The sequence below is a fragment of the Roseateles sp. genome (assembly GCF_019237615.1).
In the GTDB taxonomy this organism is placed as follows: Bacteria; Pseudomonadota; Gammaproteobacteria; order Burkholderiales; family Burkholderiaceae_C; genus Pelomonas.
Window position 1 is genome coordinate 36,492 of sequence record NZ_JAFAGT010000096.1, and the last position, 21,301, is coordinate 57,792.

The window sequence follows — 21,301 nt, forward strand, 5'->3', positions numbered from 1 at the left end:
CGCGTCCCATGCAAGCCCTGCTCGACTCCATCGCCGCGATGGCCCATCCCGCCGATGCCCAGCGCCTCTTCCACGGTCGCGGCGGACGCTTCCCCGGTTGCGAACACCTGGCGCTGGAGGCCTACCCGCCGGTCCTGCTGCTCACCAGCTTCCAGCCGCTGGCCGACGACGCGCTGGCCACGGTGGACGCGGCACTGGCGGCGCGCTGGCGTGACATCGCCCCCGCGGGCGAGCCGCTGAACTGGGTCTACCAATGCCGTGGCGAGGGGGCCCAGACCCGGCTGATGGCCGGCGAGGTGCCACAGCCCCATGTCGTCACCGAGGCCGGCACGCGCTATCTCGTGCACCTGCTGCGCGGCCAGAACCATGGCCTCTTCCTCGACATGGCCGAGGGCCGGCGCTGGGTGCGCGAGCAGGTGAGGCCGGGCGCCAAGGTGCTCAACCTGTTCGCCTACACCTGCGCCTTCTCGGTGGTAGCGCTGCAGGGCGGCGCGGCCGAGGTGGTCAACGTGGACATGGCCTCGGGCGCGCTCGCCACCGGACGCACCAACCACGAGCTGAACGGCGTGAAGGCGGGCGCGAAGTTCCTGGCCCATGACATCTTCAGCTCCTGGGGCAAGCTGACGCGCGGCGGCCCCTACGACCTGGTCGTCTGCGACCCGCCCAGCTTCCAGAAGGGCAGCTTCGTCGCGACCAAGGACTATGCGCGGCTGGCCAGGCGGCTGCCGGCGCTGCTGGCGCCGGGTGGCTGGGCGCTGCTGTGCCTGAATGCCCCGGAGCTGGGCCCGGACTTCTTGCGCGACGTGCTGGCGGAGCATGCGCCGGAGCTGGAGTTCATAGCGCGGCTGCCCAACCCGCTCGCGTTCACGGACCTGGCGCCGGAGCGCGCGCTGAAGGTGCTGGCCTACCGACGGCCCGATCCGGCGCGTTGAAATGAACCGCCGCCCGGCCCGGCCTGGCTGAACGCGGCCAGCGCCCGGGTGTGTCGCCGTTGCAACGGGGCAACGCGCTCCATTCCCCTCAAATGTGGGGGAGGTGGAGCCCCCTTGCCAACGCCGAAACAGGCGTTCTCCTCAATAGGCATCGGCGATTCGCGCTCCGCGACCGCGCCGCGGAGCGCAGCAATATCCGACTAGAACGTCAAGCTTTACTAAGTCGTAAAAAAGTCTCACTACTCTCGCGGCGCGCGTCGGGAAGTCTCTTGGCGCCGGGCCCTCCTCGAACTCAACCGACACATTCCATCATGCAACTCCGCTCGATCGCCCTTGCCGTACTGGCCGTCGCCAGCTTCCACACCCATGCCGACACCATCGCGCTGTGGGACTTCAATACTTTCAGCTGTAGCAGCAACTGTAAGGAGGAGCCCAAGGGCGAGACTGCCAACGGCGGCAAGCTGACCATGGTGGGCGGCGTCACGTTTACGTCGGCCGGCGACGCGGGTAAGGGCAGCGCCCTCAACACCACAACCTATGCCGCCCAGAGTACAGGCGATCTGACGCGTGGCGTGCAGTTCATGGTGAACACCTCGGGCTACACCGACCTGGTGCTGAGCTTCACCCAGCGTAACAGCAGCACTGCCTCGGCCTGGACGGCGCTGCAGTACACAGTTGACGGCAGCACCTGGCTCAGCGCCACCACCTTCCAGATGCCCTCGAACAAGGCCGCGACCTTTGTTGACGGCCTGAGCTTCAATTTCAGCAGCATCCTCGAAGCCAACGACAACGAGAACTTCGGTATCCGCATCCTGGCGACCTTCGCGCCGGGCACCGGCGCCTACCTGCCGACGTCCGGCAACACCTATGGCACCAGCGGCACCATCCGCTACGACAACGTGCTGTTCAGCGGCACCGCCATCCCCGAGACGGCGCCCATTCCCGAGCCGCACACCTACGCGCTGATGCTCGCCGGCCTGGCCGCCGTCGGCCTGATGGCCCGCCGTCGCCGCGCGGACTGATCCGCGCCGCCCGCCGGTTCCAAACCTACAACAGCACCACTTTCGTTGAGGACGTCGTGAACGCTCAATCCCTCTGCCTGCGCCCCCTTGTGGCGTGTATGTTGCCCCTGCTGCTGGCCGCCTGCGGCGGTGCCAACGAGCCCACCGCCACGGTGGCGTCCACCGCCTCGGACAGCATGTCCCGGGCCGCGTCGATGGACGCCAGTGCCAAGCACCCGGACCACCACGAGTTCGAGGTCGAACTGCAGGTGCCGTTCATCAGCGCCGCACCCAGCGGCGCGCGCCGCTTCAGCGTGGCGATGAACTACCTGGGCGCACCGGAGGGCGAGCAGTTCGCCTACCGGCTGGAACTGGTGGCCGCCGATGGCCGCGTCGTGCAGGCCTACAGCGGCATCGCGCGCTACGCCGGCAAGCCGGTGACGCTGAACTTCGACTGGGCCGGCCGCGACGAGAAGTCGGCGCTGGCCGACGGCGTCTATGAGGCCCGGCTGACGGCGTTCGCCGCCGCCGCCGACGTGGTCGCCAAGGGCGACAGCGACGACGCGCGCGTGCAGTCGCTGATGGACGCGGACGACCACGGCCATGCGCCGCACACCGAGTCCTTCAAGTTCGTGCTCGGCGTCGCACCCGTCGCCAAGATGCCGGCCTACCGCGCCATGGCCATGGGCAGCCAGCTCGGCCAGGGCGACGAGCCGCGCGCCAAGGCGATGGCCGCCTCGGCCATCGCGAGCTGGCCCTACACGGTGTACTACGGTTCGCTGCACGGCCAGACCAACGACTCCGACGGCGGCGGCGACCTCGCCACTTGCAACTCCTCGCAGGCGGCGCAGAGCGGCAAGTTCGGTCCGGACACCGCCTTTCCCTATGCCAAGAGCAAGGGCCTGGACTTCTTCGCCAACACCGACCACAACCACTACTTCGACGGTAGCTCGGGCCTGGGCACCATCCCGGCCGCGATGGCCAAGAACCGCTACACCGCAGGCCTGACCATCGCCACCAACTACACGGCCGCCAACCCCGGCTTCCTGGCCATGTACGGCATGGAATGGGGCGTCATCAGCGGCGGTGGCCACCTGAACATCTTCAACAGCGACGAGCTGTACTCCTGGGAGTACGACCCCAGCAACCAGCTGTACGGCCATCGATTCATCGCCAAGAACGACTACGCGACGCTGTACACGGTGATGCGCGCGGCCGGCCAGGTCGGCCAGTTCAACCATCCCGACATTTCGGGCCAGTTCATCATCAACGGCATCGACTTCGGCTACACCGCCGACGGCGACGAGGTGATGGTGCTGGCCGAGGTGTCCAACACCAGCGCCTTCTCCAACAAGGACGACGAATCCCAGCAGCCGGGCGCCGGCTACGAGGCGTCGTTCAAGAAGATCCTGGAGCGCGGCTTCCACGTGGCGCCCGCCACCAACCAGGACAACCACTGCGCGAACTGGGGTGCCTCGTACACCAACCGCACGGCCATCCTGGTCCCCAACGGCACGCCGCTGACCAGGGACAGCTTCATCGAGGCGCTGCGCGCCCGCCGCGTGTTCGCCTCGCATGACAAGAACTCGCAGGTCGTGTTCAGCGCCAACGGCGCCATCATGGGCTCGCGCATCAACAACACCGGCGCGCTGAACCTGAACGTGGGCTTCGCCAACACGACCGGCAAGACCGTGTCGCTGGTGGAGATCTGGCAAGGCGTCCCGGGCCGCAACGGCACCATGACGGTGCTGTCCAACAGCGCCACCTACAGCCACACGCCCACCGACGGCCCGCATGTCTACTACGCCAAACTGACGCAGAACGACGGCAAGATCCTGTGGTCGGCGCCGATCTGGGTGAACCAGGGCGTGAACGACAGCGGCGACACCACGCCGCCCACCGTCAGCGCCAGCCAGACCGGCAACAGCGGCACCATCACGCTGTCGGCCACGGCCAGCGACAACGTCGGCGTGACCAAGGTCGAGTTCTGGGTCGACGGCGCGCTCAAGGGCACGCTCACCGCGCCGCCCTACAGCATGACGCTGGATTCGCGGTCGCTGCCCAACGGCACGCACAGCCTGGTCGCCAAGGCCTTCGACGCCGCCGGCAACACCGCCTCGTCCACGCCGGTCAGCTTCGAGATCCTGAACGCCGGCGCGTCCTTCAGCGAGGTGGAGCCCAACAACACCATCGCCACCGCCAACGCCATCGGCACCGCGACGACGGTCACCGGCTTCATCAGCAGCGCCACCGACAAGGACTACTTCAAGGTCGACCTGCCGGCCAACAAGAAGATCCGCGTCGACATGACCGGCCCCAGCGGCGTTGACTACGACCTGTACCTGGTCACGTCCACCGGCGCCGGCCTCGCATCGTCCGAGGGCAGCACCGCGTCGGAGTCGCTGACGTACGCGAACGGCGCCACGGCCCGGACGGTCTACATCAAGGTGCAGAGCTACAGCGGCTTCAGCACGACGGCGGGCTACACGCTGACGATCAGCTACCCGTGAGCGGCCGGCACCTCGTGACCGACTGACAGGGGCCTTCGGGCCCCTTTTTCATGGCTGCGCGCTCAGGGCAGCTTGCCCAGCTCCGCCAGCAGCCTGGCACGCGCCGCCGCATCGCCGACGGCTTCCGCCAGGCGCTCGAAGAACAGGGCCCGGCTGTCCGTGCCGGCCGCGGCGCGCCTGACAAGCACCTTGGCGATGGGCCCGACCTGCTGAGCCAGCAGGGCCTGGGCCAGCTCCATGACGGCATCGCTCAGCGGCCCGCCCGCCGGCGCTGCGCCGGCCATGCTTGCCTTGGCGCCGCTGGTGACGAGGCTGGCCTGGCCGAGGAAGGCGTCGCGGGCGCGCGGGTCCGTGACCTGCTCGGCGAGCCGGCTGTAGAGCTCGCCGAGGTCCCGGCATTCCCGCGCGGCGCGGCGCACGAGGACGCCGGCCAGCGGGCCCACATGGCGGGCCAGCGACTGCTCGGCCTGGGTGAGCTGGGCCCGGTCCCAATGCGTGAGCGGCGCCGTGGTGCCGGAGGCGCCGGCCGGGCCGGTGGATGGCGGAGCCATGGTGGGCGGCGACAGCGGCGGCCGCGCCGGGCGCGGCGGGGCCATCATGACGGTCCGCTCCCAGCTGCTGTCGTCGATGCGCTGGCCTACGCCGGCGATCAGCGCCTGCTTGAAGTCCTCCGCGCTCGCGAAGCGGTCCTCCGGGCGCTTGGCCAGCGCGCGGCCGACGACGGCGTCGAACCAGCCGGGGCGCCCGCCGCCCTCGACGCTCGACGGCGGCTCGGGCATCTCGTTGACGATCTTGTACATCAGCGCCTCGGTCGTGCCGGCGAACGGCGCGCGGCCGGTGAGCAGTTGGTAGAGCACGACGCCGGCGCCGTAGATGTCGACGCGCCGGTCCATGGGCTTGCCGAGGAACTGCTCGGGCGCCATGTGGCTGGGCGTGCCCACCATGTACTGCGTCTGCGTGAGGCTCTGCGACTCGATGCGGGCAATGCCGAAGTCGGCCACCTTGAGCCGCCCGGACATCGTCATGATGATGTTGGCCGGCTTGACGTCGCGGTGCCAGACGCCCTTGTCGTGCGCATGGCCGAGGGCGTCGAGCAGCTGGCTCATGATGCCGGGGATGTCGGTGTCGGTGAAGCGGACCTTGGCGCTCAGATAGCTGGCCAGCGAGCGCCCCTCGACGAACTCCATCGCGATGTAGGCGACCTGCTGGTCGTGGCCGAAGTCGTAGACGGCGACGATGCCCGGGTGGCCCAGCCTGCCGGCGGCCTGGGCCTCGTTGCGAAAGCGCGAGGCCGGAGCACCGGGGCTGCCGTCGTCGTCCAGGCCGGCGCGTATGGTCTTGAGCGCGACGGTGCGCTGGATGTCGGGGTCGAAGCCCTTGTAGACGATGCCCATCGCGCCTTCACCGAGCACCTCGGTGACGCGGTACTTGCCGAGCTGCCGTGGGTGCCGGGCCGGATCAGGCATCGAGCAGCTTCATGGCCTGGACCACGCTGGCGCGCATGCGCGAGAACGAGTCCGACAGCGTGGCGATCTCGTCACGGCCGGAGGCCTTGAACTCGGGCGCGTCCAGGTCGCCCTGGCTGACGCGGTCGGCCAGCGCCGACAGGCGCGTGACGGGGCGCACGACCAGCAGCCAGATCATCAGGTTCAGCACGATGCCCACGGCGACGAACACGCCCACCAGCGACGTGATGAAGACCTTGAAGGTCTGGTCGGCGCGCTGCAGCGGCACGCCCAGCGGCACGGACACGACCTGCGCGCCGATGACTTCGTTGAGGTTCCAGCCGAAGCCGTTGGCGGGCCCGTACTTGGCCACCATGGTGGCCGGCGCGGCCTCCACGCTGCTGTGGCAGGCAAGGCACGCGGGGTCGGTGATGCGCAGCGGGCGCGCGATGAAGAGCGACGGGCCGGCTGGCGTGTCGCGGGTGCCGACGGTCTCCTTCAGGTCGGCGGAGGAGCGGAACTGGCCGACGATATCCACCTCCCAGCTCGTCGCGCGGTCGCGCGGGTTGGTGGGGTTCAGCGCCGCTTCCTTGTAGGCGAACTCGGGGTGGTTGGCCAGCAGCGTGCCCAGCACCTCGGTGGCCGAATAGCTGGGCACCGTCTGCGGCAGGAACTCGGTGGCCATCTGCGCCGCCAGCAGCGGCTTGATCTGCGTGTTGGTGTAGTTGCGCACGGCCAGCGCCTTCTCCATCAGCATGCGCGCGCTCTCGACGACCTCCTGCTGGGCGTTGTGCTGCAGCAGGTTGCGCGCGATGTAGCCGCTCAGGGCGATGCCCAGGCCCATCACGACCAGGTAGACGAGATTGAATTTGGCGAGCAGTTTCATGGCGGCCTCTGGCGGAGGTCGGCAATGGTAGTGCGCCGGCGGGCGGCGGCGCGCTGCCCTGCCCGGCATGCACGGGATCGCCTTCAGCGCGGCGCGCTGGCGGCGGGCTGCACCGCCCTGGGCTGCGTGACGGTCACATGCGACTTGCCGCGCACCGAGGTGTAGGCCGAGCGTTCGGCAAGGTCCAGCAGCCTGCCCGTCATCACCCGCAGCGGGATCTGGTCGCCCACGTCGATGGCCGCGCTTCTCGGGTCGGCGTACTTCACGTTGTCGAGCTGTCGTTTGCGCGCCAGCACTTCCAGCGTGCGTGCATCCAGCGTGACGCGCTGGAAGTACATATAGGCCGCGATGTAGGTGTAGGAGCGGCCGACTTCGCCCGTGTTGGGGTCGACCGTCCTGTAGTCCGAGCCGTTCGCCGGGTCGGTGTCGGGCGCCACGCCGTCGATGGCGTCGGTGTCTTCGTCCCACTGCAGGGAGACTTCCCCCTTGGCAAGGGGCTGCACATAGAAGCCCGCGCCCGACAGCTTGCGGCCCAGGCCCCCGACGCTCTCGAAGAAATAGCTGGGCAGGATGGCTTCGATGCGGTCCCATTCGGCGCGGGCCGGCAGCGATCTCAGATGCTCCCTGAGCGCTGCCAGCATGATGGACTCGCGCTCCTTGCCGTAGGCGCCGGCCAGCTGCTGCCGGACCTCGGCCGGCGTCGTCCAGGCCAGCAGCACGCGCTTTGCCCGAGGCTCCTCCTCTTCGAAGGCCTGATCCAGCCCTTTCAGGACCGCCATGTTCAGGGCCTGGCTGTTGACCGAGAGGCTCTTGCGGCTGAAGGGTTCGAGGTGGCTGCCGGTCCGCTCCCGCTGGCGGACGATGTCCACCTGATCACCGACGGCCGCGAGCAGGGCGACGGTGGGTGGCTTCGCCGGGGGCTGCGCCCAGGCGCCGATGCCGACGATTGCCGCGACCAGGGGACAGGCCAGTTTCTTCAAGATCGGACCTTTGCAGCGAGGACCAGACTCACCGATGCCGAAGAATTATGTGGCACCGGCAAGTGCGCGACGTCCGGCGCGGCGCCATGCCACGCCGGACGTCGCGCCGCTGCGGCGCGAGGAGCTCAGTCCGGGGCGCGGACGATCAGCGTGGCGTTGCTGCCGCCGAAGGCGAAGGAGTTGGACATCGCCGCGCGCAGCGACGTGGCGCGTGCCTCGCCGGTGATGATGTCGGCCTGCTCGGTCAGCGCACTGGTGCGCACATGGGCGCTGGGCGGCAGCAGCTCGCGGCGCAGCGCCTGCACGGTGGCCACGAGCTCCAGCGCGCCGCCGGCGCCGATCAGGTGGCCGTGCAAGGCCTTGGTGGCCGACACCGGCACGGCGCGCCGCCCGAAGACGGCCGTGATGGACTCCGCCTCGACGGCATCGCCTACCTCGGTGGCCGTGCCATGGGCGTTGATGTAGCCGATGTCGGCCGGCTGCAGGCCGGCGTCGCGCAGCGCGGCGCCCATCGCGCGCACCTGGCCGGCCGCGTCGGGTCGCGACAGGTGCACCGCGTCGACGCTGTGCCCGTAGCCGGCCAGCACGGCCAGCGGCGTGGCGCCGCGCGCGCGGGCATGGGCCTCGGTCTCGAGGACGAGGGCCGCGGCGCCCTCGCCGAGCACCAGGCCCTTGCGCGCGTCGTCGAAGGGGCGGCAGCTCTGCCCGGGCGCCTCGGCGTCCAGCGGCGCCATGACGCCCATGGCCTGCCAGCTCAAAGCGCTGCCGACATGCAGCATGGCCTCGGAGCCGCCGACCAGGGCCACGTCGGCGCGGCCATTGCGCAGCAGCCACAGCGCCTCGCCTATGGCCTGGGCCGAGGACGCGCAGGCGTTGGACACGGCGAGCTGGGCTGCGCGCAGCTGGTGGCGCATGGCGAGGTGGGAGGCGGCCGAGTTGGCCATCACGCGCACCACGGTATAGGGATGCACGCGCGGCGGACGGCCCGTGAACACCTGCTGGTAGGAGGCCTCCATGGAGACCGAGCCACCCAGGCCCGTGCCCCAGGCCACCGCGGCGCGGTCCGGCTCGGGTGCCGTCGCCGGCAGTCCGGCCTGGGCCCAGGCCTCGGCGGCGGCCTCAAGCGCCAGCAGGCTGTGGCGGTCGTAGAGATTGCGCTGGGCCGGCGGCAGGCCGGGCGCCAGCGGCGTCGTGACGGCGGCGGCGGCGAAGGGCCTGAGGGCATGCTCCTCGCTGCCGGGCTGGGCCGTGACGCCGGAGCGGCCGGCCAGCAGCGCATCGGCCAGCACGTCGGCGCCGGCGCCAAGCGCGCTGATGGAGCCCAGGCCCGTGATCCAGACCTGGGTCATCAGGCGGCCGTGGCGAGCGGCTGGGCCTTGGCGGCGAGCAGTTCGTCGACGAGGGCTGCCAGGCCGGTCAGCGTGGGGTTCTGCAGCGCGCGGTCGTGTTCGATGCTGACGTGGAAATGGTCCTCGACGGTGAACATGAAGTCCACCAGGCCGAGCGAGTCCAGGCCCAGTTCGGCGAAGGGTGTCTCGACCTTGCCGTCCAGCGCCTCGGCGCCGAGTTCGCGCTGGGCGAGGATGCAGAGTTCTTCAAGCGTGCTGTGCGACATGGCAGGTTCCGGAAGTGATGGGGGCGAGAAGAGCCAGCGGATGCTGGTTCAGCAGGAAGTCGCGCACCGTGCGGGCGACGGCGGTGCGCTCATTGTCCAGGGTCAGCATGTGATAGCTGTCGTGGAACCAGTGCACCTCGGGCTTGGCGCCGAGGCGGCTCTGCAGCTCGCGCACGCTGCGCGGGCCGGCCACGTCGTCCTCGCTGGCGTGTAGCACGACGGCCGGCGCGACCAGCCTGGTGAGCCGGCCGCGGACATGGCGGATCAGCCGCGAGGCCTCGTACAGCGACGCGGCGGACAGCCGCGCGGCGCCGACGGCCGAGACATGGTTCGAGGCCATCGCCTGCTCGACCCAGGCGCGCAGGCGCTCGTTCTTCAGGCCGAAGGGTGCCGTTTCCTTGAAGCTCATGCGGCGGCGCAGGCCGGGCAGGTAGGCCAGCGGCAGCAGGCGCCGCCAGGGCGAGACGTTCCAGCCGTCGAAATGCAGCGTCGTCGAGATCAGCACCAGGGCCGCGGCCGGCCGGCGCGCAGCCAGGGCCAGGGCCAGCACGGCGCCCATGCACAGGCCGCCGACGGCGACGCGGCCATGCTCGGCCGCCAACCTGTCGAACTGTGCCTCGGCCTCCGCCAGCCAATGCTCGAAGGGCGGCACCGGCAATTGCTCGCCGGTGGCGTTGCTGACGCCGTACCCGGCCATGGCGGGCACCTCGACGGCGTAGCCGACCTCGCGCAGCGTCTTGGCCACCGGGGCCAGTTCCAGGGGATTGGCGCACAGGCCATGAAACAGCAGCACCGCGGGCCGGCGTTCGATGGAAGAATTCATGGCCGGCAGTGTCCGAAGCGCCGCCGTCACGGTCTTGACACCTGCCTTGCCGCGAGCTTTCCTGACGTGACAGCCCGGCGTCAGCACGCCGGGCGCTCTGGGGCCATACTTAGATCACCATGCGCATCTTGCTCGTCGAAGACGACGAACATCTCGTCGAAACCACCGCCCGCGCGCTGCGATCCCAGGGTTGGGTCGTGGACTGCACCGCCCGTGGCGAGCCCGTGCCGCGTTCGCTGCGGGAGGATGCCTATGACATCCTCATCCTCGATATCGGCCTGGCCGGCATCGACGGCTTCGAGACGCTGCGCCGTGTGCGCAGCGAGGGCATCACCGTGCCGGTGCTGATCCTGACCGCCCGCGACGCCGTCGAGGACCGCGTGCGCGGCCTGGAGGGCGGTGCGGACGACTACCTCGTCAAGCCCTTCGCGCTGACCGAACTCGTCGCCCGTGCCCGCGCGCTGGTGCGCCGTAGCCAGGCGCGCACCAGCAACCAGCTGCAGCTGGCCCGCCTGCGCATCGACCAGGAGGCGCGCCGCGCCTACATCGAGGACGAGCCGCTGGCCCTGTCCGCGCGCGAGTGGGACGTGCTGGGCTTCCTGATGGCGCGGGCTGGCAAGGTCGTGCCCAAGGAGCACATCGCGCTGGCCAGCAATGCCTGGGACCAGGGCGTCAGCGACAACGCCATCGAGGTCTGCCTCTCGCGCCTGCGCGCCAAGATCGAGCCGGGTGGCGTGCAGCTGCGCACCGTGCGCGGCCTGGGCTATCTGCTCGAGGAAATTGCCTGAAATTGGCCGCGGGCTCGCGTTCCAGCCTGCAGCGGCGGCTCTTCGGTTGGCTGATGCTGCCCTTGCTGGTGGCGTTGCCGCTGCTGGGCATGGCGCTGTACGAACAGGTGCAGCACACCGCGCAGACCTGGCTGGATGAAGGGCTGGAAGACACGGCGCTGACGCTGGCCGGCCAGATCGACCTGCGCAGCGGCGAGCCGCGCATCGACATCAGCGCCACCATGGACCGCGCGCTGCGCTTCGACCGCCAGGACGACGTCTTCTATCTCGTGCTGGCGCCCAGCGGCGAGGTCATACAGGGCGATGCCGGCCTGGCCGAGGTGCAGCCGCTGACTCCCACGCAGGAGGCCGGAAGGGCCTACTACGGCGACGTCAGGCTGCGCGACCGCGAGCTGCGCCTGGTGCAGCTGGGGCGCGACTGCGGCATCGGTGCCTGCCAGGTGCTGGTGGCCGAGACCCTGCACAAGCGCGATGCGCTGCAGCAGGAGATCACCAGCCTCGTCGCGCTCACCGGCGTGGGCCTGGTGGTGCTGCTGGCCCTGGCCAGCTGGTGGGCGATTCGCCAGGGCCTGCGGCCGCTGACCGGCCTGAGCGCCGAGCTGGAGCATCGAGACCTGCACCGCCTCACGCCGCTGGAGGCACCGCTGCCGCGCGAGCTCGTGCCGCTGCAGGCCGCCTTCAACCGCCTGTTCGAGCGCCTGGCCCGCGCCGCCGGCGCGCAGCGCGAGTTCCTCGCCGACGCGGCCCACCAGCTGCGCACGCCGCTGACCTCGCTGCAGACCGAGATCGAGCTGGCCATGCTGGAGCCGCACGACCAGCGCGTGGACCCGATGCTGGAGCGACTGCGCCAGCGCGTCATGCGCAGCGCGCGCCTGGCCCAGCAGCTGCTGTCGCTGGCGCGGGCCGAGGACCGCACCGTCAACGTCGGGCATGCGCTGGACCTGCGCGACGTCGCGACCGAGAGCGGCCAGGACTGGGCCCACCGCACGCTGCCCAGCGACGTGGACCTGGGCTTCGAGCTGGAGGAGGCGCCGGCCCTGGGCCACGCCTTCCTGCTGCGCGAGGCGCTGGAAAACCTCATCCACAACGCCGTCAGCTATGCCGGCCCCGGCGCTCGCATCACGGTGCGCTGCGGCAGCGGGCTGGAGGGCCCGTGGCTGGAGGTGGAGGACAACGGCCCCGGCATTCCGGCTGCGGAACGCCCGGCGGCCATGCAGCGCTTCAGGCGCGGCAGCAGCGCCAGCGGCTCCGGCAGCGGCTTGGGCCTGGCCATCGCGGCGGACATCGCCATCCGCCACGGCGGCCTGCTGGAGCTTCTGGACGCCAACGTCGGCCAGGGCCTGAGGGCGCGGATCAGCCTGCCGCCGCTGCGCTCCTGAACGGCCTCAGGCGTGCGTGACCAGCGCGCGCTCGACGAAGCGGCGCGGCACCGTGGTCTTGGGCACGCGCACCGGGAACCAGGCGCGGATGTCCTGCTCGATGCCTATGCCGTGCATGAAGTTGTAGAGACCCTTCTTGAGCCCCTGGCCCAGGCCGTCGTGGTCGGTGGGCGTGGGGTCGATGAAGGCGATGTCGTTCTTCGCGAAGCGGCCGTCGGCCGGCAGCGGCTGCAGCGTGACGCCGTAGTCCGCCGGGTTCTGGCCCACCGGCGAATGCACCGTGCAGGCGAAGCGGTGGAAGAAGCCGCTGTGGATGCAGCCCTGCTCGAACAGCTGGCGCACGTACTCCAGCGCGTCGACGGTGTCCTGCGTCGTCTGCGTCGGGAAGCCGTACATCAGGTAGGCATGCACCAGCACGCCGGCATCGGCGAAGGCCTTGGTCACGCGCGCCACCTGCTCGACGCTGACGCCCTTCTTCATCAGCTGCAGCAGCCGGTCCGACGCCACCTCCAGCCCGCCCGAGATCGCGATGCAGCCGCTGTCGGCCAGCAGCTGGCACAGCTCGGGCGTGAAGGTCTTCTCAAAGCGGATGTTGCCCCACCAGCTGATGGCCACGCCGCGGCGGATCAGTTCCTCGGCCAGCGCCTTCAGCGCCTTGGGCGGCGCGGCCTCGTCGACGAAGTGGAAGCCCGTCTGGCCGGTCTCCTTGATGATGGCCTCGATCCGGTCCACCAGCACCTCGGCGGAAGCCGCCTCGTAGCGCGAGATGTAGTCCAGGCTGACGTCGCAGAAGCTGCACTTCTTCCAGTAGCAGCCATGGGCCACGGTCAGCTTGTTCCAGCGCCCGTCGCTCCACAGCCGGTTCATGGGGTTGAGCATGTCCAGCAGCGACAGGTAGCGGTCCAGCGGCAGGCCCTCCCAGGTCGGCGTGCCGACCTCGTCAAAGGGCACGTCGGGCTCGACGAAGTTGGTGTACTTCACGTCGGTGCCGTCGCGCCAGAAGGTGCGCACCAGGCGGGTCCTGGAGCGCTTGCCGGCGATGTGTTCCAGCAGCGCCAGCAGCGGCCGCTCGCCGGCGTCCAGCGTCACGTAGTCGACGAAGTCGAACAGCCGCGGCTCGGCCAGCTCGCGCAGCTCGGTGTTCACATAGCCGCCGCCCAGCACGCAGACGATGTCCGGCCGCGCGGCCTTGATCGCCTGCGCGATGCGCAGTGCCGCATAGACCGAGCCGGGGAAGGGCACGGACAGCAGCACGACGTCGGGGTTGTGCTGCGCCAGCGCGTCCAGCGTGAGGCGCTGCAGCGTCGCGTCGACGAGGTTGGGCGGTGCGGCGAGTGCCTTGGCCAGTGGGTCGAAATAGGCCTGGGCCGCGGCCAGGGATTCGGCATAGCGGACGAACTCGAAGCGTGCGTCCACCGCGTCGCGCAGCACGTCGGCGAGGTCGTTGAGGAACAGCGTGGCGAGGTGGCGGGCACGGTCCTGCAGGCCCAGCGCGCCAAAGGCCCAGGCGAGCGGGTCCTCACCCTCCTCGCCGATGTAGTGATCCAGCGACGCGAAGCGCGCGCCTTCGGGCAGGAAGCTGCGGGTGTTGATGCGATGTGCCAGCGTCGGGTCGCGACCCTGCAGGAAGGCGATGACACGCGGCGCCGCGGCGGCTATCGCTGCGAATTCCGCGTTGAACCAGGCGGTCTGCGACGTGCGCTGGGCCTCGGGCAGGGTCTGGACGGCTTCGTGGATCTGCGCCAGGCCGGCAGGCGAGAACAGCTCCAGCACCAGCGTCAGCGCCAGGTCCACCTGATGCGCGTCAATGCCGCGGGAACGCAGGAAGCCGGTCAGGTAGGCGGTGGACGGGTAGGGCGTGTTCAGCTGCGTCATCGGGGGGATGACGGAGAGCACGCGGGGATGCGGGGCTGGGGACTGCATTGCCGCGATTGTCGGCGGAGCCGGCGAGCACGGGTTCGCCGGCCTGCCTCCAGTCAGGGCAGGGCTGCTACCGTCGTGAGTCAGAAGTCCGCAGGCCAAACCGCTCGATGCTGGCGAGGTAAGGGGCGTCGCCAATGATGGCCCCCTACTCGATTCTGGGCTCGCCTCGTCTCTTGACGGGTAAACCAGCTGGCCCTCCGCAAGAGGGGTGGCGCCGCCGAAAGAGCCTTGGCCAGCCAAGCCCTCGAGCTCCAGACGATTTAACTCAAGGTCTGCAACACGCTGCGTCGCAAGGACTTCGGCGCGCGATGGAACGCCAGAATCATTGACGCCAGCTCATCGCTGTCGCAATAGAGGAAGGCCACCGGTACTTGCAGAACACGGGCGAGGCGGACTGCCATCTGATAGTCCGGCGCGTGAACACCGAGCTCGTAGCGGTTGATCCGCGTCGACGCCACGAACTCATCGAGCCCAGCTTCAATTCCGAGCTGCTTCTGGCTCATTCCCAGGGCCAGACGCGCCTCTTTCAAGCGCTTTCGCCAGACGTCTGAGATGTCGTTCGAAGCCTCCGTCATATTGCTACGAGAGTCGTAGCTTTTGTAGAATTCATCTACTACGACTTTCGTAGTCTTGGTGCGTCAAGCTGGCCAGCCTGGAGAAGGTCGGCGCGGAGCGCAGCCAGGAAGCCCACTCAGGAGCGACCTATGACCTACCGCATCCGTGACACTGCAGCTTGGCTCGCCTCATCGCTCTGCATCCGCTACCTTGTTGCTCATCCCGGTGCGCTGAGCATCCCCATGGTGGGCCCCCGGCTTCCGGCGTGGACAAATGGCACTGGGCCATCGGGTTTCACGCAGAAGGCGAAATCGAGATGCTCGGCGCATGGCGCGATGAAGGCACGGGAACTCCGCAGCGCATCGCGTCGGACCTCCAAGAGCGCGGTCTTAAGCGCATATGGGCCGTCGCTGCGGAGAGCGAGCTGTCGATGCAGACGCCCCAATGCAGGCGTTCAGCAGTCAGTTCGGCGGTTTGAGCAGACACCAGGGCTGGGTATCCAACGCCATGGCCAACCGCTGGATGTTTCCGAGCGAGACGTTCCAGCGCGAGCGCTCGACAGCCGAGACGTACGTGCGATCCAGCTCGCACTCCATGGCCAGCTCTTCTTGAGACCAGCCCTTCTGAACGCGAAGCAGCCGCACGTTGTACGCAAGCACGCCACGCACGTCGTCTGCGGACGGCAACTCATCTGGCGGCTTGGTCACTGCGGGCATGCCGTTAGCCTGACGATGTGATGGATTTGCATCTACGGAGTTTGCTTCACATATCAACCTGTCGACCGCGCGCCTTCCATGCCTGTGGTCACGCAACGGGGAGTGTTCGATGGCTCACCGCATTTGGGACAGTGCAACATGGCTCGCAGCGCCGCTCTGCATCCGGTACCTTGTTGCTCATTTCGGCGCACTGGACGTCCCCACGGTGGGCGCCGCGGCTTCCGGCTCGGACCGATGGCACTGGGCCATCGGGTTTCACGCAGAAGGCGAATTCGAGTTGCTCGGCGCTTGGCGCGATGAAGGCACGGGAACTCCGCAGCGCATCGCATCGGACCTCCAGGAGCGTGGCATTGAGCGCCTGCGGGCCGTCGCTGCGGAGGGCGCATTGACCGCCCACATGGCGGGCGTCCGTCCGTTGGTCTGTCGTCGAACCCTGTCCGAGCTGGAGGCCTGCGGCGTGTTCGGTGGTCGGACGCGACGCGTCATCCGGTGGACGGGCCAGGCCTCCCAGGCCGCGAACAAGCGCCTGGCGGCACTGATCAAACGCCATGGCCCGGTCGCCGACGCCGCCGAGGGCACCGAGGTCGTCGCAACGAGCCTGCAGCGCGTGCAGCTGGAGCTGTTCGACGGCTGGAGGCGCCGCGGCGGCCGCACGCCTTACGGCGCTCAAGCCACGTCCGAGTTCCTTTCGGCGGCCGCGGCCTGAACCGCCATGGATGCGCGGCTCTTGAGGAACTGGCAGGAGACGATGGCTCGCGTATGCGGCGCGCTGAGAAGGCGTGGCCGAACCGAACATGAAGCCGAGGACCTGGTGCAGGAGGCGTGGCTGCGGCTCGCCCGTTACGAGAACGACCGGCAGCGTCAGGTCGACCAGCCGGAAGCTTTCGTCATGCAAGCGGCGATGAACCTCGGCATCGATGCCTATCGCATGAAGGTGACCCGCGGCGAAGAGGTGCTGGTCGAGAACGTGGTGATCGTGGATACCGCGCCTTCGGTCGAGGCCGTGGTGCTGGCCAAAGAGCGCATGGCCCGATTGAGCCTGGGCCTGAACCGTCTGAACCCAAGGACCCGAGCCATCTTCCTCGCCCACCGGCTCGACGGCATGACCTATGCTGAGATCGCAGAGGCTCATGGGGTGACCATCTCGACGGTCTGCCAGCTCGTCGCCAAGGCAACGCTGCGGCTGACGACGTGGATGGAGGGTTGGTAGGGGTGCATCCAGAGCGAGCCTCCGGGTCTGAGGAGGTGGCGCGAATGCCGGAAGTGACGCGGAAAGTCGCAGCGGAGGCGGCAGTATGGATCGCCAGGCTGCACGGTCCAGACCGCACGCGTGCGATGGAGCTGGAATGCCTGGCCTGGCAAGCGCTGTCGGCCGAGCACCGCCTGGCATTCGAGCGCTGCAGCGACACCTGGCAGGACGTCGCGGGACTGAAGCTGAGCACCTACGCGGCAGCGCAAGCGCGGCCCTCGGTGAACGAGAAACAGAACTCGAAGCCAGTTTCGCGGCGCATGCTCGTTGGCGCGGCGATGGGCTGCGCTGCCGCAGCCGCCCTCCCCCTGTGGCGCAACGACGGCCGCTACGACACGGGGATAGGCGAACAGCGCCTGGTCATCCTGGCGGACGGCACGCGGATGACGCTCAATACGTCGACTCAGGTCAGTGTCGACCTGACACCGGCAAGGCGCTCCGTGGAGGTCCGCCGTGGCGAAGCACTGTTCGAGGTCGCCAAGGACACCAAGCGGCCTTTTGTCGTGCGAACTGCCGACGCCAGCGTCACTGCCACTGGAACTGCCTTCGTCGTCCGGGCCGTGCCGAAGGCGCAACCAGGTGTCGATGCATTCGGCGTGACGCTGATCGAAGGTCAGGTTGTCGTGCAGCGATCGTCTGGCGGCGACGCGACGGCGCCAGGCGAGTCCGTCGTGATGGCGCCCGGCGAACGCCTTCGGCTGCAGGTCCAGGACTCGCGGCCAGAGGCTCCCGTGCGTATGCGTCTTGATCGTCCGCGTGTCGACCAGCTTGTGGCCTGGCAACGCGGGGAAGCCGTCTTCGACGCCACCGAACTCGGCAACGCCGTCGCCGATCTCAATCGATACAGCAGGGTGCAGATCGTCCTGGCTGGCCAAGGGCTCGGTGAGCTTCGGATCAGCGGCGTCTATCGGACGGGCGACAGCATCGGCTTCGCCGACGCCGTTGCCAAGCTCTATGGCTTGGCCGTCAGCCGGCGCGGTGACGAGATACGGCTTTCGAAGCCGCCCTGACCTATCGCCAGTGGAAGTTGCTACCGCCAGCAAACCGATGCGCCACTGATTGGGACGACCTGGCAATCCACCAGGCATCTGGGATGGATCGGGACGGCAACGCGGTCGTGGGCTCGCTCTTTCTCACGCGCATGGGGCGCGCAGTATTGCGTACATGCGCGGAAGGCACTTCCCACCGTCCGGAGACCAGCTGGATCCGCTGGTCTTGCGACTGTGCACCCGTGCCTGGAGGCGCTGTCTCGAATCCCGGAAGGTTACGCTCAACCCTGAGCGTGATGTGGTCGCCGAGGCCGCGCTGCGGTGCAAAGATACTCAGCCACAGGTTGCATGACCGAGGCGACAACTACCTTGAGGGGCGCACCGGTGGCGCAGCGGCTGGTGCCCGCGTTCCTCAGCCGCCCAGCCACCCCGCCAACTTCTCCGCAATCATCAAGGTCGGCGAATTCGTGTTCCCGCTCGTGATCGTCGGCATCACGCTGGCGTCCGCCACGCGCAGCCCCGTCACGCCGCGCACGCGCAGTCGCGAGTCGACGACGGCGTCCGCGTCGTCCGCGCGGCCCATCTTGCAGGTGCCCACCGGGTGGAAGATCGTCGTCGCGATATCGCCAGCCAGGCGGGCCAGCTCCTCGTCGGTCTGGAACTGCGGCCCCGGCCTGTATTCCTCGGGCTTGAAAGCGGCCAGCGCCGGCTGGGCCACGATGTTGCGGGTGATGCGCAGGCTTTGCGCAGCGACCCGGCGGTCCTCGTCGGTGGAGAGGTAGTTGGGCCGGATGGCCGGCGCCACGGTGGCGTCCGGCGAGGTGGCATGCACCGTGCCGCGGCTGCTCGGATTCAGGTTGCACACGCTCGCCGTGAAGGCGTTGAAGCCATGCAGCGGCTCGCCGAAGGCGTCCAGCGACAGCGGCTGGACGTGGTACTCCAGGTCCGGCCAGGCCTTGTCCGGGCTGCTGCGCGTGAAGGCGCCCAGCTGCGACGGCGCCATGCTCATCGGGCCGCTGCGGCGCAGCGCGTACTCCAGGCCGATCATGGCCTTGCCCAGCAGTGAGGCCGAGCGCGTGTTCAGCGTCTGGGCGCCCTGCACCTTGTAGACGGCGCGGATCTGCAGATGGTCCTGCAGGTTCATGCCGACACCCCGCAGCTCCTGCTCGACGGTGATCCCCAGGCCCTGCAGCAGCGCGCCCGGGCCCAGACCCGAGAGCTGCAGGATCTGCGGCGATCCGATGGCGCCGGCCGCGAGGATGACCTCGCCGCCGACGTTGAGCCAGGGCTGCTCGACGCCATGTGGCGTCAACACCTCGACGCCGCCGCAGCGCAGGCCCGTGTCGTCGCGCAGCAGGCGCAGCCTGCGCACCTGCGCGCCGGTCCACAGCTCGAAGTTGGGCCGGCCCAGCGCGGTCGGACGCAGGAAGGCCTTGGCCGCGTTCCAGCGCAGGCCTTTCTTCTGGTTGACCTCGAAGTAGCCGACGCCCTCGTTGTTGCCGGCGTTGAAGTCGCTCGTGGCCGGGATGCCGGCCTGCTCGGCGGCCGCCGCGAAGGCGTCGAGGATGGGCCAGCGCAGCCGCTGCTGCTCCACGCGCCACTCGCCGGTCTTGCCGGGCATGGGGCCGTGCAGGGCGGCGAAGCCGTCGGGCGCGGTCTTGGGATTGTCGAGACGCCAGTGGTTCTCGTGGCGGCGGAAGGCGCGCAGCACGCGCTCCCAGCGCCAGGTGTCGTCGCCGGTGAGGTCGGCCCAGTGCTCGTAGTCGCGGCTCTGGCCGCGCATGTAGATCATGCCGTTGATGCTGGAGCTGCCGCCCAGCACCTTGCCGCGCGGGTAGCGCAGGCTGCGGCCGTTCAGCCCCGGTTCGGCCTCGGTGCTGAAGCACCAGTCGGTGCGCGGGTTGCCGATGCAGTAGAGGTAGCCGACGGGGATGTGGATCCAGTGGTAGTCGTCCTTGCCACCGGCCTCGATGAGCAGCACGCGCTTGCCGCGCAGCGCACTGAGGCGGTTCGCCAGCAGGCAGCCGGCGGTGCCGGCGCCCACGATGATGTAGTCGAAGCCTTGTTGGGACATGTGGAGCGCTAACGGGGCATGCCAGGGGGATTCAGCCCCTAGCGTAATTCACGCCTCGCCCGGCGTGCCGCCCAGGCGGTACCAGTCCAGCTTGCGCGTGAGCGTCATCACGGCCGCCAGCACGGCGAATAGCAGCACGGCGCCGATGACCAGGGCCGTCTGCTCGCGGCTCAGCAGCACGTAGAGGGCGCCGTAGAGCAGCGCAATGCCGCCGCCGAAGGCCGCGCCGCGCAGCCAGCCACCCAGCATGGCCGCGGCGTACTGCGTCAGCACCAGGGCCGCCGCGCCGGCCGCGATCAGATACGCCTTCACAAAGGACAGATGCTCCGACAGGCTGAGCAGGAGCAGGAAGAAGAGGCTGAGTGCCATGCCGACGAGCAGGTACTGCACCGGGTGCACGCGTCGGCCGGTCAGCAGCTCGGTCAGGCCGACGGTGACGAAGGTCAGCGCGATGAACATCAGGCCGTACTTGATGGCACGGTCGCTCATGACATAGGGGTTCACGGGGTCGATCAGCTCGACGGCCAAGATGTCGAGCCCGCCACCTTTGGCCGCCTTGCCGGCCTCGGGATAGGGTGGCGCCACGGCGCCGTCATCCGACAGATCCGGCAAGGGGCGGCCGGCCTGCACATCGGCGACGGCGGTGCTGGCCAGCGACGAGACCTGCCAGCGCGCCGTGAAGCCGCTGACGCCGATCTGGTGTTCGATGGGCAGGAACTGGCCCGTGAAGCTCGGATGCGGCCAGCTCGACTGCAGCACCACCTGGGTGTCGCTCGCGGCCGGCACGATGCCCAGCCGCTGGCTGCCGACGAGGCTGAGCTTGAGCGACACCAGAAGCGGCTCCTCCGCGCGCAGTTCGGGCAGCACCGCGTGCATGCCACCGCGGAAGGCCGGGATGGTGGTGCCTGGCCGCAGGGCCAGTTCACGGCCATCGCGTCGCAGCTCGGCGGTGCGGATGCCGCGCGTGTCGCTCAACGCGACGATGATCGTCGGGTCGCCGCAGGCCAGCCTGCCGTTCGCGTGCTCCGCCTTGGGCTGCAGCGCCGTCAGCGTGTCCCAGCGGGCCTCGACATCGAGCTGGCTGGCGTAGGTGTTGACCTTGAACAGGCCGCGCTTCCTGACCTCCGGACTGATGCCACCGCTGACGTGCAGCTTGGTGGGGGCGGCCGCCAACCAGAAGTCGCGCGACTCGACGGCCTCATTCTTGCCATCGGTGATCGGCACCACCCAGCTCTCCTTGCAGGACCGGACCAGCAACGGCCCGGCCAGCGCCTGGGCGCCCGCCAGCGACTGCTCGACGCTCTGTGCAGCCTCGCGTTGTCGGATCTGCCGTTCACGCGTGAGTCCGCCGATCTGGGCGAGCACGATGCACAGCAGCAGGGTGACGAAGGCCAGGATGGCCAGCTTGGCGAAAGCGGGATTGGGCTTCATGCCGC

At 69.1% G+C, this 21,301-nt stretch carries 19 protein-coding genes; 8 read left to right on the plus strand and 11 right to left on the minus strand.

Translation table 11 applies throughout. The features are described 5' to 3' along the window. The first annotated feature begins 8 nt into the window (after positions 1–8). The 3 genes from JOY88_RS20480 (at position 9) to JOY88_RS20490 (ending at position 4,443) form a co-directional block, all read left to right on the plus strand. On the plus strand, positions 9–932 hold the full coding sequence (locus tag JOY88_RS20480; protein WP_293504499.1) for a class I SAM-dependent methyltransferase: 924 nt from the start codon (positions 9–11) through the stop codon (positions 930–932). A 311-nt stretch (positions 933–1,243) separates the two neighbouring features. Then, positions 1,244–1,954: a PEP-CTERM sorting domain-containing protein gene (locus JOY88_RS20485; protein WP_293504500.1), complete on the plus strand. Its 711-nt coding sequence runs from the start codon at positions 1,244–1,246 to the stop codon at positions 1,952–1,954. Between the two features lie 98 nt (positions 1,955–2,052). Beyond that, positions 2,053–4,443 carry a CehA/McbA family metallohydrolase gene (locus JOY88_RS20490; protein WP_293504501.1) on the plus strand — a complete coding sequence of 797 codons (2,391 nt, stop codon included), beginning with the start codon at positions 2,053–2,055 and terminating at the stop codon, positions 4,441–4,443. A 62-nt stretch (positions 4,444–4,505) separates the two neighbouring features. Here JOY88_RS20490 and JOY88_RS20495 read toward each other — a convergent pair whose 3' ends face one another. The 6 genes from JOY88_RS20495 to JOY88_RS20520 all read right to left on the minus strand — a co-directional run bounded on the left by JOY88_RS20495 (position 4,506) and on the right by JOY88_RS20520 (position 10,192). After that, positions 4,506–5,909 (minus strand): serine/threonine-protein kinase, encoded by a 1,404-nt coding sequence (locus JOY88_RS20495; RefSeq protein ID WP_293504502.1) that lies wholly within the window; start codon positions 5,907–5,909, stop codon positions 4,506–4,508. Further along, positions 5,902–6,774, minus strand: a complete 873-nt coding sequence (locus tag JOY88_RS20500) for a Tll0287-like domain-containing protein (protein ID WP_293504503.1) — start codon at positions 6,772–6,774, stop codon at positions 5,902–5,904. The genes JOY88_RS20495 and JOY88_RS20500 overlap by 8 nt, the downstream gene beginning before the upstream one ends. Positions 6,775–6,857: 83 nt before the next feature. After that, positions 6,858–7,754 (minus strand): hypothetical protein, encoded by an 897-nt coding sequence (locus JOY88_RS20505; protein ID WP_293504504.1) that lies wholly within the window; start codon positions 7,752–7,754, stop codon positions 6,858–6,860. Positions 7,755–7,879: 125 nt separating this feature from the next. Further along, the gene (locus JOY88_RS20510) at positions 7,880–9,103 is read right to left on the minus strand and encodes a beta-ketoacyl-[acyl-carrier-protein] synthase family protein (protein ID WP_293504505.1); all 1,224 of its coding nucleotides are present in this window, start codon (positions 9,101–9,103) and stop codon (positions 7,880–7,882) included. Next, complete coding sequence (locus JOY88_RS20515) at positions 9,103–9,369, minus strand: acyl carrier protein (protein ID WP_293504506.1); 267 nt, start codon at positions 9,367–9,369, stop codon at positions 9,103–9,105. Before JOY88_RS20515 ends, JOY88_RS20510 begins: the two co-directional genes overlap by 1 nt. Beyond that, positions 9,350–10,192, minus strand: coding sequence for an alpha/beta hydrolase (locus tag JOY88_RS20520; protein ID WP_293504507.1), 843 nt, complete (start codon positions 10,190–10,192; stop codon positions 9,350–9,352). The genes JOY88_RS20515 and JOY88_RS20520 overlap by 20 nt, the downstream gene beginning before the upstream one ends. Positions 10,193–10,311: 119 nt before the next feature. Here JOY88_RS20520 and JOY88_RS20525 point away from each other — a divergent pair, with 119 nt between their 5' ends. Continuing rightward, on the plus strand, positions 10,312–10,980 hold the full coding sequence (locus tag JOY88_RS20525; protein WP_293504508.1) for a response regulator: 669 nt from the start codon (positions 10,312–10,314) through the stop codon (positions 10,978–10,980). Positions 10,981–11,033: 53 nt separating this feature from the next. Next, on the plus strand, positions 11,034–12,359 hold the full coding sequence (locus tag JOY88_RS20530) for a sensor histidine kinase (RefSeq protein ID WP_293504509.1): 1,326 nt from the start codon (positions 11,034–11,036) through the stop codon (positions 12,357–12,359). Between the two features lie 6 nt (positions 12,360–12,365). Here the strand turns inward: JOY88_RS20530 and JOY88_RS20535 are convergent, their stop codons facing one another. The 3 genes from JOY88_RS20535 to JOY88_RS20545 all read right to left on the minus strand — a co-directional run bounded on the left by JOY88_RS20535 (position 12,366) and on the right by JOY88_RS20545 (position 15,553). Further along, positions 12,366–14,282 (minus strand): B12-binding domain-containing radical SAM protein, encoded by a 1,917-nt coding sequence (locus JOY88_RS20535; RefSeq protein WP_293504510.1) that lies wholly within the window; start codon positions 14,280–14,282, stop codon positions 12,366–12,368. A 260-nt stretch (positions 14,283–14,542) separates the two neighbouring features. Next, on the minus strand, positions 14,543–14,857 hold the full coding sequence (locus JOY88_RS20540; RefSeq protein WP_293504511.1) for a helix-turn-helix domain-containing protein: 315 nt from the start codon (positions 14,855–14,857) through the stop codon (positions 14,543–14,545). 441 nt (positions 14,858–15,298) lie between these two features. Beyond that, positions 15,299–15,553 (minus strand): helix-turn-helix domain-containing protein, encoded by a 255-nt coding sequence (locus tag JOY88_RS20545; protein ID WP_293504512.1) that lies wholly within the window; start codon positions 15,551–15,553, stop codon positions 15,299–15,301. Positions 15,554–15,662: 109 nt separating this feature from the next. On the opposite strand from JOY88_RS20545, the gene JOY88_RS20550 reads away from it, so the two are divergent. Genes JOY88_RS20550 through JOY88_RS20560 form a run of 3 tightly spaced genes read left to right on the plus strand, consistent with a single transcriptional unit; the run spans position 15,663 to position 17,812 of the window. Further along, positions 15,663–16,259 (plus strand): hypothetical protein, encoded by a 597-nt coding sequence (locus JOY88_RS20550; RefSeq protein WP_293504513.1) that lies wholly within the window; start codon positions 15,663–15,665, stop codon positions 16,257–16,259. A gap of 6 nt (positions 16,260–16,265) precedes the next feature. After that, positions 16,266–16,763: an RNA polymerase sigma factor gene (locus tag JOY88_RS20555; protein WP_293504514.1), complete on the plus strand. Its 498-nt coding sequence runs from the start codon at positions 16,266–16,268 to the stop codon at positions 16,761–16,763. A 44-nt stretch (positions 16,764–16,807) separates the two neighbouring features. Then, positions 16,808–17,812, plus strand: a complete 1,005-nt coding sequence (locus tag JOY88_RS20560) for a FecR family protein (protein WP_293504515.1) — start codon at positions 16,808–16,810, stop codon at positions 17,810–17,812. Positions 17,813–18,203: 391 nt separating this feature from the next. Here the strand turns inward: JOY88_RS20560 and JOY88_RS20565 are convergent, their stop codons facing one another. Next, positions 18,204–19,865, minus strand: coding sequence for a GMC family oxidoreductase (locus tag JOY88_RS20565; RefSeq protein ID WP_293504516.1), 1,662 nt, complete (start codon positions 19,863–19,865; stop codon positions 18,204–18,206). A 48-nt stretch (positions 19,866–19,913) separates the two neighbouring features. Continuing rightward, positions 19,914–21,296: a cell envelope integrity protein CreD gene (creD, locus tag JOY88_RS20570; RefSeq protein ID WP_293504517.1), complete on the minus strand. Its 1,383-nt coding sequence runs from the start codon at positions 21,294–21,296 to the stop codon at positions 19,914–19,916. Between the last annotated feature and the right edge of the window lie 5 nt (positions 21,297–21,301).

Bases quoted from the DNA above. Each gene is read 5' to 3' on its own strand.
- JOY88_RS20480 (WP_293504499.1), top strand. From the start codon at position 9: ATGCAAGCCCTGCTCGACTCCATCGCCGCGATGGCCCATCCCGCCGAT.
- JOY88_RS20485 (WP_293504500.1), top strand. From the start codon at position 1,244: ATGCAACTCCGCTCGATCGCCCTTGCCGTACTGGCCGTCGCCAGCTTC.
- JOY88_RS20490 (WP_293504501.1), top strand. From the start codon at position 2,053: ATGTTGCCCCTGCTGCTGGCCGCCTGCGGCGGTGCCAACGAGCCCACC.
- JOY88_RS20495 (WP_293504502.1), bottom strand. From the start codon at position 5,909: ATGCCTGATCCGGCCCGGCACCCACGGCAGCTCGGCAAGTACCGCGTC.
- JOY88_RS20500 (WP_293504503.1), bottom strand. From the start codon at position 6,774: ATGAAACTGCTCGCCAAATTCAATCTCGTCTACCTGGTCGTGATGGGC.
- JOY88_RS20510 (WP_293504505.1), bottom strand. From the start codon at position 9,103: ATGACCCAGGTCTGGATCACGGGCCTGGGCTCCATCAGCGCGCTTGGC.
- JOY88_RS20515 (WP_293504506.1), bottom strand. From the start codon at position 9,369: ATGTCGCACAGCACGCTTGAAGAACTCTGCATCCTCGCCCAGCGCGAA.
- JOY88_RS20520 (WP_293504507.1), bottom strand. From the start codon at position 10,192: ATGAATTCTTCCATCGAACGCCGGCCCGCGGTGCTGCTGTTTCATGGC.
- JOY88_RS20525 (WP_293504508.1), top strand. From the start codon at position 10,312: ATGCGCATCTTGCTCGTCGAAGACGACGAACATCTCGTCGAAACCACC.
- JOY88_RS20530 (WP_293504509.1), top strand. From the start codon at position 11,034: ATGCTGCCCTTGCTGGTGGCGTTGCCGCTGCTGGGCATGGCGCTGTAC.
- JOY88_RS20535 (WP_293504510.1), bottom strand. From the start codon at position 14,282: ATGCAGTCCCCAGCCCCGCATCCCCGCGTGCTCTCCGTCATCCCCCCG.
- JOY88_RS20540 (WP_293504511.1), bottom strand. From the start codon at position 14,857: ATGACGGAGGCTTCGAACGACATCTCAGACGTCTGGCGAAAGCGCTTG.
- JOY88_RS20545 (WP_293504512.1), bottom strand. From the start codon at position 15,553: ATGCCCGCAGTGACCAAGCCGCCAGATGAGTTGCCGTCCGCAGACGAC.
- JOY88_RS20550 (WP_293504513.1), top strand. From the start codon at position 15,663: ATGGCTCACCGCATTTGGGACAGTGCAACATGGCTCGCAGCGCCGCTC.
- JOY88_RS20555 (WP_293504514.1), top strand. From the start codon at position 16,266: ATGGATGCGCGGCTCTTGAGGAACTGGCAGGAGACGATGGCTCGCGTA.
- JOY88_RS20560 (WP_293504515.1), top strand. From the start codon at position 16,808: ATGCCGGAAGTGACGCGGAAAGTCGCAGCGGAGGCGGCAGTATGGATC.
- JOY88_RS20565 (WP_293504516.1), bottom strand. From the start codon at position 19,865: ATGTCCCAACAAGGCTTCGACTACATCATCGTGGGCGCCGGCACCGCC.
- creD (WP_293504517.1), bottom strand. From the start codon at position 21,296: ATGAAGCCCAATCCCGCTTTCGCCAAGCTGGCCATCCTGGCCTTCGTC.